The 14,825-nt window shown below is 60.9% G+C and carries 16 protein-coding genes and 2 tRNA genes; 7 read left to right on the top strand and 11 right to left on the bottom strand.

What is annotated here, in order from left to right:
- Positions 1-67: 67 nt before the first annotated feature.
- The 9 genes from B3E94_RS00665 to B3E94_RS00625 form a co-directional block, all read right to left on the bottom strand.
- Positions 68-2,962, bottom strand: coding sequence for a DUF927 domain-containing protein (locus tag B3E94_RS00665; RefSeq protein WP_286911948.1), 2,895 nt, complete (start codon positions 2,960-2,962; stop codon positions 68-70).
- On the bottom strand, positions 2,959-3,243 hold the full coding sequence (locus tag B3E94_RS00660) for a DUF3077 domain-containing protein (RefSeq protein WP_286911947.1): 285 nt from the start codon (positions 3,241-3,243) through the stop codon (positions 2,959-2,961). Before B3E94_RS00660 ends, B3E94_RS00665 begins: the two co-directional genes overlap by 4 nt.
- Entirely contained in the window at positions 3,240-3,521 is a 282-nt protein-coding gene (locus B3E94_RS00655; RefSeq protein WP_286911946.1) for a hypothetical protein, read from the bottom strand. Before B3E94_RS00655 ends, B3E94_RS00660 begins: the two co-directional genes overlap by 4 nt.
- A gap of 551 nt (positions 3,522-4,072) precedes the next feature.
- Complete coding sequence (locus B3E94_RS00650; RefSeq protein WP_286911945.1) at positions 4,073-4,666, bottom strand: hypothetical protein; 594 nt, start codon at positions 4,664-4,666, stop codon at positions 4,073-4,075.
- Positions 4,663-4,932, bottom strand: a complete 270-nt coding sequence (locus B3E94_RS00645) for a helix-turn-helix transcriptional regulator (protein ID WP_409521228.1) — start codon at positions 4,930-4,932, stop codon at positions 4,663-4,665. The genes B3E94_RS00650 and B3E94_RS00645 overlap by 4 nt, the downstream gene beginning before the upstream one ends.
- A gap of 46 nt (positions 4,933-4,978) precedes the next feature.
- Positions 4,979-5,935 carry a hypothetical protein gene (locus B3E94_RS00640; RefSeq protein ID WP_286911944.1) on the bottom strand — a complete coding sequence of 319 codons (957 nt, stop codon included), beginning with the start codon at positions 5,933-5,935 and terminating at the stop codon, positions 4,979-4,981.
- Between the two features lie 277 nt (positions 5,936-6,212).
- Positions 6,213-7,508, bottom strand: a complete 1,296-nt coding sequence (locus B3E94_RS00635) for a tyrosine-type recombinase/integrase (protein WP_286911943.1) — start codon at positions 7,506-7,508, stop codon at positions 6,213-6,215.
- A 161-nt stretch (positions 7,509-7,669) separates the two neighbouring features.
- Positions 7,670-7,745, bottom strand: a tRNA-Thr gene (locus B3E94_RS00630).
- Between the two features lie 70 nt (positions 7,746-7,815).
- Positions 7,816-8,226, bottom strand: coding sequence for a pilin (locus B3E94_RS00625; protein WP_176513877.1), 411 nt, complete (start codon positions 8,224-8,226; stop codon positions 7,816-7,818).
- Positions 8,227-8,441: 215 nt separating this feature from the next.
- Here B3E94_RS00625 and B3E94_RS00620 point away from each other — a divergent pair, with 215 nt between their 5' ends.
- From B3E94_RS00620 to yacG, 4 genes are read left to right on the top strand one after another with little or no spacing between them, the layout of a single operon-like run.
- On the top strand, positions 8,442-9,650 hold the full coding sequence (locus B3E94_RS00620; protein ID WP_286911942.1) for a type II secretion system F family protein: 1,209 nt from the start codon (positions 8,442-8,444) through the stop codon (positions 9,648-9,650).
- Positions 9,651-9,652: 2 nt separating this feature from the next.
- Positions 9,653-10,519 carry a prepilin peptidase gene (locus B3E94_RS00615; protein WP_286911941.1) on the top strand — a complete coding sequence of 289 codons (867 nt, stop codon included), beginning with the start codon at positions 9,653-9,655 and terminating at the stop codon, positions 10,517-10,519.
- On the top strand, positions 10,519-11,142 hold the full coding sequence (gene coaE / locus B3E94_RS00610) for a dephospho-CoA kinase (protein WP_176513872.1): 624 nt from the start codon (positions 10,519-10,521) through the stop codon (positions 11,140-11,142). The genes B3E94_RS00615 and coaE overlap by 1 nt, the downstream gene beginning before the upstream one ends.
- Entirely contained in the window at positions 11,139-11,339 is a 201-nt protein-coding gene (yacG, locus tag B3E94_RS00605; protein WP_176513869.1) for a DNA gyrase inhibitor YacG, read from the top strand. Before coaE ends, yacG begins: the two co-directional genes overlap by 4 nt.
- A 129-nt stretch (positions 11,340-11,468) precedes the next feature.
- Here yacG and B3E94_RS00600 read toward each other — a convergent pair whose 3' ends face one another.
- Positions 11,469-12,161, bottom strand: a complete 693-nt coding sequence (locus B3E94_RS00600; RefSeq protein WP_236236425.1) for an energy-coupling factor ABC transporter permease — start codon at positions 12,159-12,161, stop codon at positions 11,469-11,471.
- Between the two features lie 87 nt (positions 12,162-12,248).
- Here B3E94_RS00600 and B3E94_RS00595 point away from each other — a divergent pair, with 87 nt between their 5' ends.
- The 3 genes from B3E94_RS00595 to B3E94_RS00585 all read left to right on the top strand — a co-directional run bounded on the left by B3E94_RS00595 (position 12,249) and on the right by B3E94_RS00585 (position 14,564).
- A complete protein-coding gene (locus B3E94_RS00595) occupies positions 12,249-12,878 on the top strand; it encodes a DUF1780 domain-containing protein (RefSeq protein ID WP_176513865.1) in 630 nt (209 codons plus the stop codon).
- Positions 12,879-13,010: 132 nt separating this feature from the next.
- Positions 13,011-13,184, top strand: coding sequence for a DUF3094 family protein (locus tag B3E94_RS00590; protein ID WP_003247547.1), 174 nt, complete (start codon positions 13,011-13,013; stop codon positions 13,182-13,184).
- Between the two features lie 84 nt (positions 13,185-13,268).
- Complete coding sequence (locus B3E94_RS00585; RefSeq protein ID WP_176513864.1) at positions 13,269-14,564, top strand: NAD(P)/FAD-dependent oxidoreductase; 1,296 nt, start codon at positions 13,269-13,271, stop codon at positions 14,562-14,564.
- A gap of 162 nt (positions 14,565-14,726) precedes the next feature.
- Here B3E94_RS00585 and B3E94_RS00580 read toward each other — a convergent pair.
- Positions 14,727-14,802 (bottom strand) — tRNA-Lys (locus B3E94_RS00580).
- Positions 14,803-14,825: the final 23 nt, after the last annotated feature.

The following is a 14,825-nucleotide window of genomic DNA, read 5'->3' as shown; positions in this document are numbered from 1 at the left end:
AGATGTGAGTTGAGCGGCTGGCGAGGCCGGACGCGCCGGCGTATACCTCTGGGGGAAGGTCTGCCTTTTACGCAGCCTCAGCCAGCGGAGCCTCGGTGCTCGGCTCACTCAGCACCACATAACAGCGCTGCATTCCCATGCCAGGCAGCCTCACAGTGCAGGACGCTTTTCCGTCCTTACCACTCTGTAGCACCCCCCGCTCTATCAACTCGCGGTTTACGGCCGTAATGTTCATTCCCCGGAACACCTCCGATCGCCAAGCCTCCGGGAGTACGTAGTAAGTGATGGTCGTGTGCATGGTGTCGCCCATGCCGTGCTCCATGGTTTTGCGGAAACCCAAACGGTCGATCGTTCGAGGGCCGTGCTCATCGACCTTCGCCGCGATGGACTCCCATCGCGTGAACCGGCTCTCGCCGAAGCGCTCAATAACTTGACGCAGGCGCGCCATGATGGCTTCGCCCTCCATGTTCCCCGCACCGCCGCGCTCCACCAGCCAAGCATGCAGGCAGACACGAGCTGCAGTGAGCGCAGCGCCGTCCGGCCAGCCAGTAACGCCCAAGGCTGTAGCCAACTCGCCAGCAGCACCAGCCAGGCCAAAGCGCAGGGCGGCGCGCTGCACCTGACCACTTGCCGACGCTGGCAGGTTCTGTGCGATGAACTGTTCAACGGTCCGGCGCAAAACGGCCACCAGGCCAGGTAGCTTGCCGGGAGCGCATAAAGCCTCTAGGAAAACTGTGAGCGGCGTACCGTAGAACTTACTCACCCGCAGTTTGAGCGCGTCCGACAGTGCTGCCGCATCCTCGAATCCGCAAAGGGTGTCGAACATACCCAGCCCTTTACTGGCATTCGCTGGCACCGCAAGCATGCGAACCTCCATGCCGGCCTTGAGCTCCTTGTTGGCTTCGGCCATGTGCTGGGCCAGAGTCTTCTCTCCGGTAGAGAGGAACAGCAGGCGCCATTCCTGCACAGAACGGCCTGCTTGTCCTCGATCATTCGCCCGGGCTTTGCCGGTGCCGTTGCCGAGCATGTAGACCGTCTCGCCGATGATGCGAGCGTCGCACATCCCGATTTCGTCCAGTATCAGGAGTCCATCAGAGTGTGCCGCTGCGATCGACTCCAGGGCGTTGTCGGTCGACCTCCAAGAACGTACCAAACGCGGCCCGCCGTACACCGACGCAGCCACCTGTAAGTGCGTAGTCTTCCCGCCGGAACTGTCACCATAAAGGTGAAAACCGCCGGACTCGTGTCCCAGCAGATGAAGCAAGGGGCCCGCAAAGGCCGTGCTGACCACAAACGCCAAGCGATGATTACCGACACAGAGAGCGCCGATCTGGCTCTGCCACTGCTCTAGGGTGCCCGCCTCGTTGATTGGCGGGAGCTGGGCTCCAGCGTCATAGAAATGCAGGTGCTCACCATGCTGACCGATCTGTCGATCAGGCAGCAGGAATGCATTGTTGTGCCAGCCTAAACGGGTAACCAGTCGTGCTCGCTGCGAGCTATCAAAACCCTGCAGATAGCTCTGCAGGTCGTTGCGCGCATGCCTGCCTGACCTAGATCCGGCCAAGCGCAGCCCCATGTCGACCAAGGGGCCCAATACGTCTTTGCCAAAATCGCCGGTCATAGTCCGCGCCGGGATGTTCCAGCGCTTCTTTTCCCCGTCGGGATCGTCGAACTCGACGAGCAGCCCCCAGTTGTGTCCTTTCTCGTCGCGGGTACGCGCGAGAATTTCAAGGGGCGAACATACGGGGCGTGCGTCACCATCTTCGGTGGCGTAGAACACACCTTCTTCTGTCAGGCGGAAGCCAGTCGGGAGTATATTCCGGCTGGGGCGGGCCTTCGCTTTCTCCGCTTTGCTTGGCTCCGCATCAACCACCTCGACAGACGATAGAGCGCTCTGATTCGAGCCGCCAAACAGCTCACCGGTCTCAGCAAGCAATGCGAGATGCGCAGCAGTCCACCCTTTTTCCAGTGCATCGGCGGCATCATCACCATCGTCCCAGCGTCCGCCTTTGGTAAGGCTCGGCGTTTCGCCCTTGAGCACAGGCTTGCGCTTGAACACTGATAGCTCGATGGTTTGCACTGCACAACCCATTTCCGCCAGCTTGGCGGCTACCGCCTGCATGCACTTCGCGCCGCTGTCATCGTTATCGGGCCACAAGAGCACCCCACGGCCCTGCAATGGGGTGAAGTCCGCCTTGTGCCAAGAGTTGGAGCCGTTCGGCCAACAGGTGGCCACGTGACTGGGCAGAAGCATCTGGGCTGCATCAGCTGCCTTCTCGCCCTCACAGAGAATCACTGGCGCGTCTGGCTTCTTATCCAGCTCGTCCAGGCGTAACAGTGGGCGTGGCTCAGCCAGCCCCTGCCAGCGCCATTGAGCCGGCCCCTTCGCGCCACGTTTGCACCAGGTGAGCGGCGCAAATACCTTCTTGGAGGGCTCACCTTGACTACAGGCGATATCGAAGCGATAGAGAACCATCAAGGGCTCGCCTTGACCGTTGCGGTAACACCAAACTTTCGACGGAGCCCCATGCTGTCGGTGCTTGCTTGGGCATTTCGTCATCGCCTCAGCGGGAATCGGCAACACAGCCAGCCATTCAGAAGCGGCGGATTTTTTCGCCGGCTGATCCAAGATATCCGCACGGGGATCAATACGCAGAAACTCGACAAGCTTCTGGCATGGGTCAACGTCAGAGCAGCTTTCGAGATAGCGCACCAGGTCGATTAGATCGCCGCCTTTGTCACCCGTGGCAAAGTCAGCCCACGTGCCCTTCGTCAGGCTGATTTTCAGGGAGCCGGCGTGCTTGTCATTCCGGGTGGGGTTCGGTGCGGTGTATTCCTTTCCACCGTCTACACGTTTTCCACTTGGCAGCCAGTGCGAGAGCACCCGGTCAATCTGACGAAGCGCCTCAGCTTTGACCTGTGCAAAGGTGGGGCGACGGCTGTTGACTTTGGGTCCGCTCATACGCCACCGCCTTGGGCAATTTGAAGCCCTGTGGCGACGTCATCGATGAGGGCTTTAGCCATTTCCCCGAGGTAGTGAGCAGCCCAAACCACCGTCCCATTCTCATTTTCCACTCCACCCCGCAGAGTGAGCTTATTGATGCAGTCCATCAGAAGCGAGGCTTGCTCAAGCGCTTCCTCACAAGAAATGCCGGCATTAACGCGGAACAGCGGTGCGCTCTGCGAGTTGCAATAGGCAAAGGTGGCGCCGCCGGCGGTGTTGATCTCCAAGGAGGCCTTCATTGCGCACCTCCAGATACCGCACGACGGCTAGATTCGTCAGCATGAATCACCAGCGTGCGAATCAGCCCCAGCGTCCCGCGTACGTCCCACAGGGCAGCGGCGATCACGCGGTTCGCCAAGCGAGGGGCGTCACATTCGAACTGATCTTCCAACAGCAGCAGAACTGCGTTGGCGCGTTCTACTGCGCAAGTGATGGCATCAATGGGAATACCCGCATTGGCCTGCGCAGGCACGGCGAGGAGATCTTCGGGAAGGGCGATGCTCAGAGAAATGCTCATTGCGCACACCCTGTGTTTTCCAGGGCGCGGGCTTTGACCATATGGTCGTTGTAACGGGCAAGGCGAGTACGAAGGCTGGAGTCGGCGTGAAGAGCGGCGAGAGCCAATGCCCGATGGGCAGCGGCGCGAATTTTGGACGGACGGAGGGTGTGCATTGGGTGTTGCTCCTTGAGTTGAGGAGCCATCACCGCTTGCGGCCAAGCAAGGAATGGTGACGGCTGTACGCGGGTTGGCCGACCGGGACTCAAGGCACCCGGCACACCCGAAGGTGTCCCACGCACAGCCGCCATAACACGAAACTGCGGGCACAAAAAAAGCGCCTGCAATCGTATGGTGGGCGCTTGTGCGCCTTGAGTAGTTCGACCGGCCAAGGTCGGTCGCTGAATTTGCAGCGACGGCCACAGAGTAAACGCGAGCGAGCAGAAGCGCAACAGGTGCGCTTACTTGCACAAGCGCGAATGCAAGATTAAATTGAGCAGGCATGAAGACTTACCTCAACGCCCTCGGTAGCAGCCGGGGCGTTTTCGTTTGAGAGGTGCGGGCCGGAGCGGTCAGTAGCCGGATGTCAGTGGGGGCGCTTCGCCTTTAAGCCAGGCGAAGATCCTCGCGTCTTCCCTGCACCGGCGGCGGTACTCCTCAGCGAGCCACTCTTCACGTTTTGCAACGCACTCAGTTACGAAAGTATCCAGGTCTGTCTGGTCTCGTCCAAACGCATGACTTTGTTCGCTGGTGGCCTGTTCTTCATCCAGATCGTTCGCTACCCAGCCCTCCCAAACCTCAGCATCATTTGAATAGAGATAACTCTCATCGGTGAACCAGTAGGTTACCCATTCAGCCAGTTGAATTGCTGTGAGGCCTAAACGCCGCTGTTTGTCCATTGCGAACGGCCCTTCTCCCACGATGGTGGAGAACTCGCGACGGATTCCATTCTTCCGCATGAACGCGGGCATTTCCCACGGGTTCGCGCGAAGCGGAATGGCTAGGCCATCCGGGTTGAAAAAGAACGCCTCCTGGGACTGACCGTTCCAACTCACCCCGGCAATGATCCTGTGGCGCCAGTTGATATCCCCAGGCTTGTAGAGGCAGAACGCTGCGCCATATGGATCATGGAATGGGCCAGTGAAGTGATAACGGCGCACGCTCATGCTGCCACCCGGTCACGAGCCTGAATGCGGCTACGCGTCCATGCTTGAACCTCGGAAAGAACCCAGGCTACCGGGGCGCCCCGGGCGGTGCTGTTGCTCAGCTTCACCGGCAGCGGAAAGCCACTCTCGGCCTGCTGCATCAGCTTGTAGATTGTGGGACGGGCCAACCCTACGATGGCCATCACTTCAGTAATGCGGATCAGAGTGGTCTGTGGGTCGCGCCCAGAATGGAGGGAGGTTGGTGCGGAGAAAGTGGTCATAGTCATGCCTATATCTACAGAGACAGGCACAGACTAAAAACTCAAAAACGAATCAACACGGTCCGCTCGTTTTTCTTTTTTTCCTAGGGCCGTACTCTCCCAGTTCTCTGAGATTTTCCCTAATCGTGTCCCGTGTTCCGATCCCCTCTATACCGATCAGCCTGGATAGCAGTGCCTTAGGTTCAATTTCAGGGTAGGACTTCTTGATACGCTCAACGGCGGCCCTGGTGAGCTCCCGCTTCTTCGCCTTTCCATCTTGAGTAGCGGTACCTGGCCGACTGTTCCCCTTGCCAGCCAAGCGAGCCCGCTCGGAGCTTTTCACGGTGTAGATTTTGTCGATCATCGCCGGAAAAAAACTACCTGGCTGAAGCGTCCCAGAGCTCAACGCGACTTCAGACTGGCGATGAAGGTCAGCAAGCATCAAAACCTTTTCCGATTCAGCCACCCACTGGGCAAAGGTCTCTCTCACCTCAGCTTCCCTGCCCGGTTGGGTACGACGTTGGCGCTCAACCATGGTTTGAAAAAAATCGGGATCATTCAGCCTTAGGTATTCGGCTAAGTCAGGGTTGATGTCGTACACATTGAGCTCAACATTCCCCAGCCAATCAGCCAGCATCTGAACAGCGTCCAGCGCTTGCGCGAAGGCGTAGCTCGCCGCCATTCGAGAGCTAGGAATAGCTTCAACTTGACCTAGCACCTCACGCACTACATCCGGCAGCGAAAACGACTGGGCAAAGCACAATCGCTCGTAAATGAGATCTCGCTGCCTGAACGTCTCATGGATTACCCGCCTTGCTTGACTGGAATACCCCAAAGCTTCCTCGAGCCAATATGAAGCTGCCACGTTTATCACATCAAATGCCTGGCGAAAGTGCTCACGAAACTCAGGGAAAAGTGCAGTTTCCGCTACAGCATCCTCCATCATCTGGATCTCATCGAGCAGGCTACTGATGTCAGTATTCGCAAGCTCGAACGTGAATTGCTCCACCTCATTTTCGGACCAGATCACACCCCACGCCCCCTTGATCGAATAATGAGCCTGAGCGATAGATCGCTAAGCTGCCGACAGGCAACAGTGGTGCGAAACACCATATAGCGTTGATACACCTGCTTGTCCGCCTGGGCCGGCGATGTGTTACCAGTCCGGAGGCTAGGATTTTCAACGGTTCCACCAGCCCCGAAACACGAGTTACACATGAAACATCCCAATTGGTGGCTACGATCCACGAGCATTGACGACCGTAACGCATCGCTGGCTCTCGATGCCTCATGCGTTTCTTGAAGTCTCAAATGTCGCTCGCTACAGCATCTCGGTGGGCAAAGTCGTACGGGGTGATCGCTTCAACTCGATTGGCGTCCAAATAATCTGCCCACCACTGCACCATGAGCCTTCGTTCCTGAATGTGTTCTGCTTTGTGGATATACGCTGCGCGCACTGTGTTTCGCTCCTGATGGCTCATCTGTCGTTCGACGGCGTCTTTACTCCACAGCCCAGACTCAACCAGTGCTGAACATGCCATTGTCCTGAAACCGTGGCCGCACACCTCTGACTTCGTGTCATAGCCCATGCGTCGAAGGGCCTTGTTGACGGTGTTTTCGCTCATGGGTTTCCAGTGATGGTGATCACCTGCAAATACCAAATCGAATCGGCCGGTGAGATCACGGATTCGCTCTAAGACACTAACTGATTGACGACTGAGCGGAACCAAGTGTGGCGTGCTCATCTTCGAACCGCGATGGGAGTTCTTTACTCCCTCGATAGGCGCGCGCTCACCAGGTATTTCCCACATCAACCTCCCCATGTCGATCTCTCCCCAGCGAGCGAACCGAAGCTCACTGGAGCGGATGAACACCAGCAAGGTCAGCTGCACCGCGAGCTTGGTCAGGCCGCGCCCGCTGTCGGCATCTATCCGCTGCAGAAGCTCAGGTAACCGATCAAATGGCAGAGCAGGCCGATGTGCTGTTTTGCGAGTAGCAGTGGCGCCTTGCAGATCGATCGCAGGATTGAAGTCCAGGTGCCCATGCTGAACTGCCATGCGGAGGATGCCCGTCATGTACCGACGTAGGCGTGCAGCCGTATCTAAGGTATCCCGCTTTTCTGCCGCTTTCAGCGGTACGAGCAGATCCCGTGTTTTCAGCTCCGCGACCGGACGATCACCGAGGGTGGGCAACAGGTGTGATTCGATCCGTCGCCATACGGTGGCAGCATGACCAGGTGTCCACTTACGAGCGCAGGCCGCGTGCCATTCCTGAGCAAGCAAACGGAATGTATTCGCCCGGGCGTTAGCCGCTTCCTGTTTGTCCAAGCGCGCCTGCTCGATGGGGTCTTTCCCTGCAGCAAGGAGTTCAAGCGCCTGAGCGCGTCTCTCCCTGGCCGCTTTCAAGCCGAGCGCCGGATAGTTGCCGAACGTAGCTAAACCATCACGGCCATCAGGTTTGGTGTACTTCATACGCCAGGTCTTGACCCCTGACGGCTTCACCAGCAGGTAGAGGCCTTTACCATCAAACAGCTTGTAATCCTTCTCCCGAGGCTTAGCCGCATCACATTTGGGATCGGTGAGAGGCACCACTGTGCGCGCCATAGGGATACGTTTCCTTGTCGAACCGAGATATCCCTAACCATATCCCTAAATCGCGTAGATGCCCAGAGACAAAACGAGACAGGCAGAAACAACAAAGCCCGCGCTAGGCGGGCTTTGCGGGGTGTTTCGTAGACAGTCATAGACTTCTGGAAACTGGTCTCTGGTGCCGGAGACAGGAATCGAACCTGCGACCTTCGCGTTACGAGTGCGCTGCTCTACCGACTGAGCTACACCGGCGTGTAGCGCAACGTACCACTGCCGCAGCCGTTACGCAAACCCCTGTTTCCCCTCGCTAATTCCCCTGCCCTCAAGCCCCCTTGCAGCCCGTCGGCGCAAGGTCTTCTTCGATGTTGGTCGCGCAGCTCCAGCCGGTGGCCGAGCGGGTCAGGGTGAGGGTCTTGCCGAGCACGATGGCCGGTGCATCGGCCAGGGTGCAGCCGATGGTGGCGCTGCCATTGGCGGCGCTGCCCTGGGCGGTGATGGCGCAATGGGACGTGGCCGCCTGGCCGCCCAAGGCGGCGACGTCGGCCACGTCCTTGCCTTCGTTCAGGCGCAGGTCCATCGCGGTCTTCAGCGCGGAGATTTCCAGCAGGCCGGCGGACGCTTTGGCGCGGGCCTGGTGGTTGGTGTACATCGGGATGGCGATGGTCGCCAGAATGCCGATGATCGCCACGACGATCATCAGTTCGATCAGGGTGATACCGCGTTGCCCTTTCATGAACGTTTTCCTTTTTGATTCGCATACTCGGTGGGGTCAGGCTCGACCCCAGACTCGCAGCGGCGCAGTAGGCCTGAACGGACACCTTTTGTCACCCCTGCCCGTCTGGGCGTCATGCTCGCTGAACTACTCTAGTGAGCCTCAGGGAAGCGTGCCCCTCCAAGGACGCGGCAAGCTGTTTCCAGGCTTGTCGCAACGGCAAAAAGGACCTTTGCATGAAGCATTCGACTCAGCGATACGCCTGGCACGGCACCGATGCCAGTGGCGCAGCCGTCAGTGGCCAAACGCGTGGGCGCAGCCCGGCGTATGTGCGCGCCGGGCTGTTGCATCAGGGGATTCACGTTGCGCATTTACGCGCCGTTGGCGAGTGGGCCTGGCGCTGGCCGAAGGGGCGGGGCAAATGCGACCCGGCGGGCTTCAGCCGGCAGTTGGCGACGTTGCTGAAAGCGGGTGTGCCGCTGCTGCAGGCGTTCGAGGTGATGGGCCGCAGCGGCTGCGATGCCGGGCAGGCGGCGTTGCTGCAGCGCTTGCAACAGGATGTGGGCGCGGGGCTTGGGCTGGCGGATGCCTTGCAGCGCCACCCAGGCTGGTTCGATGCGTTGTACTGCAACCTGGTGCGGGTGGGCGAGCAGTCCGGCACGCTGGACCGGCAACTCGAACAGCTGGCGGGGATGCTGGAGCAGCGTCAGGCGCTGCACAAGAAACTGCGCAAGGCGATGCTCTATCCGCTGCTGCTGTTGCTGACAGGCCTGGGGGTGTCGGCGATCTTGTTGCTGGAAGTGATTCCGCGTTTCCAGGCGCTGTTCGCGGGCTTTGATGCGGCACTGCCTGCCTTCACGCAGTGGGTCATCGACTTGTCCACAGGGCTGGGGCGTGTGGCGCCGCTGCTGTTGATAACTGCCGTTGTGCTTTGCCTGGGTGGGCGCGCGCTGTATCGCAAGCACGTGCCGGCCCGCCTGTGGATATCTCGCCAAGCGCTGCGTGTGCCGGTATTCGGCACGCTGCTCGGGCAAGCCGCCCTGGCGCGCTTCGCCCGCAGCCTGGGCACGGCGTATACCGCCGGGGTGCCGTTGCTGGATGCGCTGGGCACGGTAGCCGGGGCCTGCGGGGGCGACTTGCAGCAACGGGCCGTACTGCGCCTGCGCCAGGGCATGGCCAATGGGCAGGGGCTGCACCAGGCGATGACGGCCGAGCCGATGTTTCCGCCCCTGTTGGTACAACTCACCGCCATCGGCGAATCCAGCGGCACGCTGGAGCAGATGCTGGATAAAGCCGCCAGCCATTACGAAGAACAGGTCAGCCAGGCGCTGGAGCAGTTGACCAGCCTGCTCGAGCCGGCCATCGTGGCGGTCCTGGGCGTGCTGGTGGGCGGCCTGGTGGTGGCGATGTACCTGCCGATCTTCCAGTTGGGTAGCTTGATCTGAACATGACTTTATGGACTTTGCTGGCTGAACAGCCGGCGTACTTCATCACCTTGGCGGCCTTGCTCGGCCTGTTGGTGGGCAGCTTCATCAACGTGCTGGTGTATCGCCTGCCGATCATGCTGGAGCGCCAATGGCAGCGGGAGGCCCAGGAGGTACGGGGGCTTGAACCTCATCGGCACGAGCGCTTCGATTTGTGCCTGCCCGCGTCCCACTGCCCGCATTGTGGCCATCGCATTCGGGCGTGGGAGAACATTCCGCTGCTGAGTTACCTGATGCTGCGCGGGCGCTGCTCGGCCTGCAAAGGCGCCATCAGTGCCAGGTATCCGCTGGTGGAAGCCGTTTGCGCGGCGCTATCGCTGGTGGTGGCCTGGCACTTCGGCCCCTCGCTCGCGGCGTTGTTCGCACTGCTTTTGACCTGGAGCCTGCTGGCCCTGAGCCTGATCGATGCCGACCACGGCCTGCTGCCGGACGTGCTGGTGCTGCCGGTGCTGTGGCTGGGGCTGATCGTCAACGCCTGCGGCATCTTCGTGCCGCTGAGCCATGCCTTGTGGGGCGCGGTGGCCGGGTATCTGAGCCTGTGGACGGTGTATTGGCTGTTCAAGCTGGTAACCGGCAAGGAAGGCATGGGCTATGGCGACTTCAAGCTGCTGGCCCTGATCGGCGCCTGGGCGGGCTGGCAGGTACTGCCCCTGACCCTGCTGCTGTCGTCGGTGCTGGGGGCGGTAATCGGCCTGAGTTTGCTGCGCCTGCGCCAGCGCCCGGTGAGCATGGCGATACCCTTTGGCCCTTATCTGGCCATTGCGGGGTGGATTGCTGTGCTCTGGGGTGATGAAATATACGCTTCCTACCTGCAACTGCTTGGATTCTGATGACCACTGCGGCCTTCACACCTTGGATTCTCGGCCTTACCGGCGGCATCGGCAGCGGCAAGAGCGCAGCCGCCGAACGCTTCGTCGAGCTTGGCGTGCACCTGGTCGATGCCGACCAGGCGGCGCGCTGGGTCGTCGAACCCGGCCGCCCGGCCCTGGCCAGCATCGTCGAGCGCTTCGGCCCCGGCGTGTTGCTGGAAGATGGCCAGCTCGATCGCGCGGCCCTGCGCCAGTTGATCTTCGCCGACCCGGCGCAGCGCAAATGGCTGGAGCAGCTGCTGCACCCGCTGATCGGGCAGGAGATTTTCAGTTACCTGGCCAAGGCCCAGTCGCCTTATGCGGTGTATGTGTCGCCGCTGCTGATCGAGTCTGGCCAGCACTTGAAGACCCAGCGTGTGCTGGTGATCGATGCGCCCCAGGCATTGCAGGTAGCGCGTACCTTGCAGCGCGACAACACCAGCGCCGAGCAGGTGCAGGCGATTCTCGACGCCCAACTGGCCCGCGAGGAGCGCCTGCGCCATGCCGATGATGTGGTGGTGAATGACGGCGACCTGGCGGCGTTGCACCAGCAGATCGACCGTTTGCACCACTTTTACCTGACTTTACGAGGAGGCCAGCCATGAGCAAGCCATTGACCGTCGATTGCCCGACCTGTGGCGCACCTGTGGAATGGAACGAGAAGAGCGCGTTCCGGCCGTTCTGCTCCGATCGCTGCAAGTTGATCGACCTGGGGGCCTGGGCGGCCGAGGAGCACAAGATTCCGGGGGCTGAAGAGTCTGAGGATGAGCTGTATTCAGGGGATCTGGAGCCGCGCCACTAAGCTGCTGCCTGTTGCGGCCTCTTCGCGGGACAAGCCCGCACCCACAGGTACACCTCAGGTTCTGAAAGCTGTGGCCATCCTGTGGGAGCGGGCTTGTCCCGCGAAGAGGCCAGCCAAGCCACTACAACATTACCGCTCTTCATCCTTCCACGGCGCCTGCAGATACCGGGTGCGGTTGAACGTCTCCAGCCATTCCGGGCAAAAAACCACCAGCGCACTGATCACCATGCCGTTGATGAACGCCTCCGGGAACATCATCAGCCACAGGTAGCCCACAAAGTCGCTCAACCACTCCGGCATGGCGAAACGCCCATCCAGCCACAGCAAACCCAGCGCCGCCAACACGCAGACCAGCACCGTGAGCGCAGCCGGGAAAAACCCCGAGCAGAAGATGTACACGAACAGGTTGCGCGGCTGCGCCCGCTCGACCAGCAGGGCACACACCTCGGTAATCAGCACCGGCAAACCCACCAGCAACAACCCGTTCACCCCTAGCGCTGCCAAGTCCTGCCGCCCCAGCGCCAGCAACCCGAGCTGGGCGAAGAAGCCCCCCAGAATCGCCAGCGGCCAATCCAGCAGCAGGGTCACGGCCGTCATGCCGATGAAGTGGTACGACACCCCGGTATCGAAGTCGCGCCGCACCAGCCACAGGGCAAACAGGCAGAACACCGTGCCAAACAGCAGGTGCTGCCGGCGCCGGTCGGTGAACAGCTCCACCCAGCGGGTACGGCTGGCCGCCCATACCAACAAAGGCACATAACCCAGCCAGCCAAGGCTTAGGCTGGTATCGGACAACACCTGCGCGCTGATCACCTGAGGCATACCCCTTGCCGGCCTGTGGATAAGCTTGAGTCTACACCCATTGAAAACAGCATCTTATCGTCATGGATTAGCGACTAAGCTTGTGGCATGGATGACTCAGACTACCTGCGCCTGCTCACCATCCAGGCCGAACAAGCCAATGCCTTCCTCTCCAATGCACGCAAGTGGGAGCGGGAGCGTTGGGTATGCCAGCGCCTGCTGCAGGGGCTGAACATCCCCTATCGCAGCGAGGATTTCACCCCGGCTGGCCAGGAGCCGCCGGACGTGTTGTTCCGCGACGCGGCGTTCGAGGTATTTTTCGTGCTCGATGAAGGGCGCCGGCTCAATGACGAATGGCGCGAAGAATTGCAGCGCAGGCGCAGCGCCTTCTCCCTGGCCCAGCTGGTGCGCCGCGAAGCGCGGCCCCGGCGCATCGCCGCCAGCGAGCTGCTGGCGCGCCTGGCCCCGACCTTGCGCAAGAAGGCGCACAACTACCGCGAACGCGGGCTGGAGCTCAACGAGCTGGACATCATCGCCTTCGCCAGCCTCAAGCGCGAGGTGCTCGACCTCAACACCCACTTCCCGCCGCCCACCGAATACCTGCGCCAGGGCTGGCGGTCGCTGTCGCTGGTGGGGCCGACCTTCGCCCGGGTGCTGTTCGCCCACCCCGATGCGCCGGATTTCTTGCGCGGCAACCTGGGGCGCAGCATCGTGTTCGACGTGGGCATCAGTCTTTGATCCAGTGCCGAGAGTCTTTGCGATGGCGTACACTCGGCGCCAGGGATAGAAAGCATTATCATTTGTTTCAAGCGCTTGCATGAACGCTGTAGCGTGCATGCAGTCACAAACGTCTACCTGACGAGGCCCACCATGACCAGCCGCCTGAATCCTGAAGATCAGCGTCGTGTCGATGAGTATCTGCGAGCCCCCCAGCATCAAGTCGAGCGCAGGCCCTTCCGGCCTTGGTTGCTCCTTGCGCTGGTGCTGGCGGTGACCATCGGGTTGGGCCTCATCAGCCGCCTGCTGAGTGGACTGGTGCTATGAGCTGCCTTGCGCTCGCCCTCCCCTCGTGCAGTTTGCGGCCGGCCGGCACGGCCACGGATTCCGTAAACCTTATGAGATATTCCCATGACTCATCGCATCGTGATTGTCGGCGGCGGCGCCGGCGGCCTGGAACTGGCGACCCGCCTGGGTAAAAGCCTGGGCAAGCGCAAGCAGGCCGAGATCACCCTGGTCGACGCCAACCTCACGCACATCTGGAAGCCGCTGCTGCACGAAGTGGCCGCCGGCTCGCTCAACTCCTCGGAAGACGAACTGAACTACGTGGCCCAGGCCAAGTGGAACCACTTCAACTTCCAGCTGGGGCGCATGAGCGGCCTGGACCGTGAAGGCAAGCAGATTCAACTGGCCGCCACCCTCGACGAAGAGGGCCGCGAGCTGCTGCCTGCGCGCACCCTGGCCTACGACACCCTGGTGATCGCCGTGGGCAGCAACACCAACGACTTCGGCACCCTGGGCGCGGCGCAGCACTGCCTGTTCCTGGACACCCGCAAGCAGGCCGAGCGCTTCCACCAGCAACTGCTTAACCACTACCTGCGTGCCCACGCAGGCGACGTGGCCAGCGAGCAGATCAGCGTGGCAATCGTCGGCGCCGGTGCCACCGGTGTCGAGCTGGCGGCCGAACTGCACCACGCGGCCCACGAGCTGGCAGCCTATGGCCTGGACCGCATCCAGCCCAAGGACATGCACATCACCCTGATCGAAGCCGGCCCGCGGGTCCTGCCTGCCCTGCCCGAGCGCATCAGCGTGCCGGTGCACAAGACGCTGGAAAAACTCGGCGTGAAAGTGCTGACCAATGCCGCGGTCAGCGAAGTGACCGAGGACGGGCTGAAAACCAAGGATGGCGAAGTGATCCAGGCCAGCCTGAAAGTCTGGGCGGCGGGTATCCGTGCGCCGGGCTTCCTCAAGGACATCGATGGCCTGGAAACCAACCGCATCAACCAGCTGGTGGTCAAGCCAACCCTGCAGACCACCCGCGACGACAACATCTTCGCCTTCGGTGACTGCGCCGCCTGCCCGCAACCGGGTAGCGACCGCAACGTACCGCCTCGGGCGCAGGCGGCGCACCAGCAGGCTTCGATGCTGGCGCAGAGCCTGAAGGCGCGGCTGGAGAACAAAGCCCTGCCGACTTATGAGTACAAGGATTACGGCTCGCTGGTGTCGCTGTCGCGCTTCTCGGCGGTGGGCAACCTGATGGGTAACCTGATGGGCAGCGTGAAACTGGAAGGCTGGCTGGCGCGGATGTTCTATGTGTCGCTGTACCGCATGCACCAGATGGCGCTGTTTGGGTTCTTCCGCACGGCGCTGATGATGCTGGGCAGCAAGATTGGGCGCGGCACCGAGCCGCGGTTGAAGCTGCACTGATTTAGCGAGCGGCATGAGGCCAGGTTATCTGGACTGGCCTCATCGCCGGCAAGCCGGCTCCCACAGGGGCATGCGAACTGCACCGAAAGGTGCATTTTTTTTGCGTGGGATAAATTCGAGGCAAAAGAAAAAGGGCATCTCTTTCGAGATGCCCTCTTTACATGGTGGGTCGTGTAGGATTCGAACCTACGACCAATTGGTTAAAAGCCAACTGCTCTACCAACTGAGCTAACGACCCTGAAAATGGTCGGGGTGAGGGGA

The organism is Pseudomonas sp. UBA6315, from assembly GCF_002438125.1.
Taxonomy (GTDB): Bacteria; Pseudomonadota; Gammaproteobacteria; order Pseudomonadales; family Pseudomonadaceae; genus Aquipseudomonas; species Aquipseudomonas faucium.
This window is presented reverse-complemented; position numbering and strand designations above follow the sequence as displayed.

What these genes read in the sequence shown, in the direction of transcription:
- B3E94_RS00600 (WP_236236425.1), bottom strand. Translation starts at nt 12,161, where the DNA reads ATGCCTCAGGTGATCAGCGCGCAGGTGTTGTCCGATACCAGCCTAAGC.
- B3E94_RS00655 (WP_286911946.1), bottom strand. Translation starts at nt 3,521, where the DNA reads ATGAGCATTTCTCTGAGCATCGCCCTTCCCGAAGATCTCCTCGCCGTG.
- B3E94_RS00665 (WP_286911948.1), bottom strand. Translation starts at nt 2,962, where the DNA reads ATGAGCGGACCCAAAGTCAACAGCCGTCGCCCCACCTTTGCACAGGTC.
- B3E94_RS00590 (WP_003247547.1), top strand. Translation starts at nt 13,011, where the DNA reads ATGACCAGCCGCCTGAATCCTGAAGATCAGCGTCGTGTCGATGAGTAT.
- B3E94_RS00635 (WP_286911943.1), bottom strand. Translation starts at nt 7,508, where the DNA reads ATGGCGCGCACAGTGGTGCCTCTCACCGATCCCAAATGTGATGCGGCT.
- yacG (WP_176513869.1), top strand. Translation starts at nt 11,139, where the DNA reads ATGAGCAAGCCATTGACCGTCGATTGCCCGACCTGTGGCGCACCTGTG.
- B3E94_RS00615 (WP_286911941.1), top strand. Translation starts at nt 9,653, where the DNA reads ATGACTTTATGGACTTTGCTGGCTGAACAGCCGGCGTACTTCATCACC.
- B3E94_RS00585 (WP_176513864.1), top strand. Translation starts at nt 13,269, where the DNA reads ATGACTCATCGCATCGTGATTGTCGGCGGCGGCGCCGGCGGCCTGGAA.
- B3E94_RS00650 (WP_286911945.1), bottom strand. Translation starts at nt 4,666, where the DNA reads ATGAGCGTGCGCCGTTATCACTTCACTGGCCCATTCCATGATCCATAT.
- coaE (WP_176513872.1), top strand. Translation starts at nt 10,519, where the DNA reads ATGACCACTGCGGCCTTCACACCTTGGATTCTCGGCCTTACCGGCGGC.
- B3E94_RS00595 (WP_176513865.1), top strand. Translation starts at nt 12,249, where the DNA reads ATGGATGACTCAGACTACCTGCGCCTGCTCACCATCCAGGCCGAACAA.
- B3E94_RS00645 (WP_409521228.1), bottom strand. Translation starts at nt 4,932, where the DNA reads ATGACTATGACCACTTTCTCCGCACCAACCTCCCTCCATTCTGGGCGC.
- B3E94_RS00625 (WP_176513877.1), bottom strand. Translation starts at nt 8,226, where the DNA reads ATGAAAGGGCAACGCGGTATCACCCTGATCGAACTGATGATCGTCGTG.
- B3E94_RS00660 (WP_286911947.1), bottom strand. Translation starts at nt 3,243, where the DNA reads ATGAAGGCCTCCTTGGAGATCAACACCGCCGGCGGCGCCACCTTTGCC.
- B3E94_RS00620 (WP_286911942.1), top strand. Translation starts at nt 8,442, where the DNA reads ATGAAGCATTCGACTCAGCGATACGCCTGGCACGGCACCGATGCCAGT.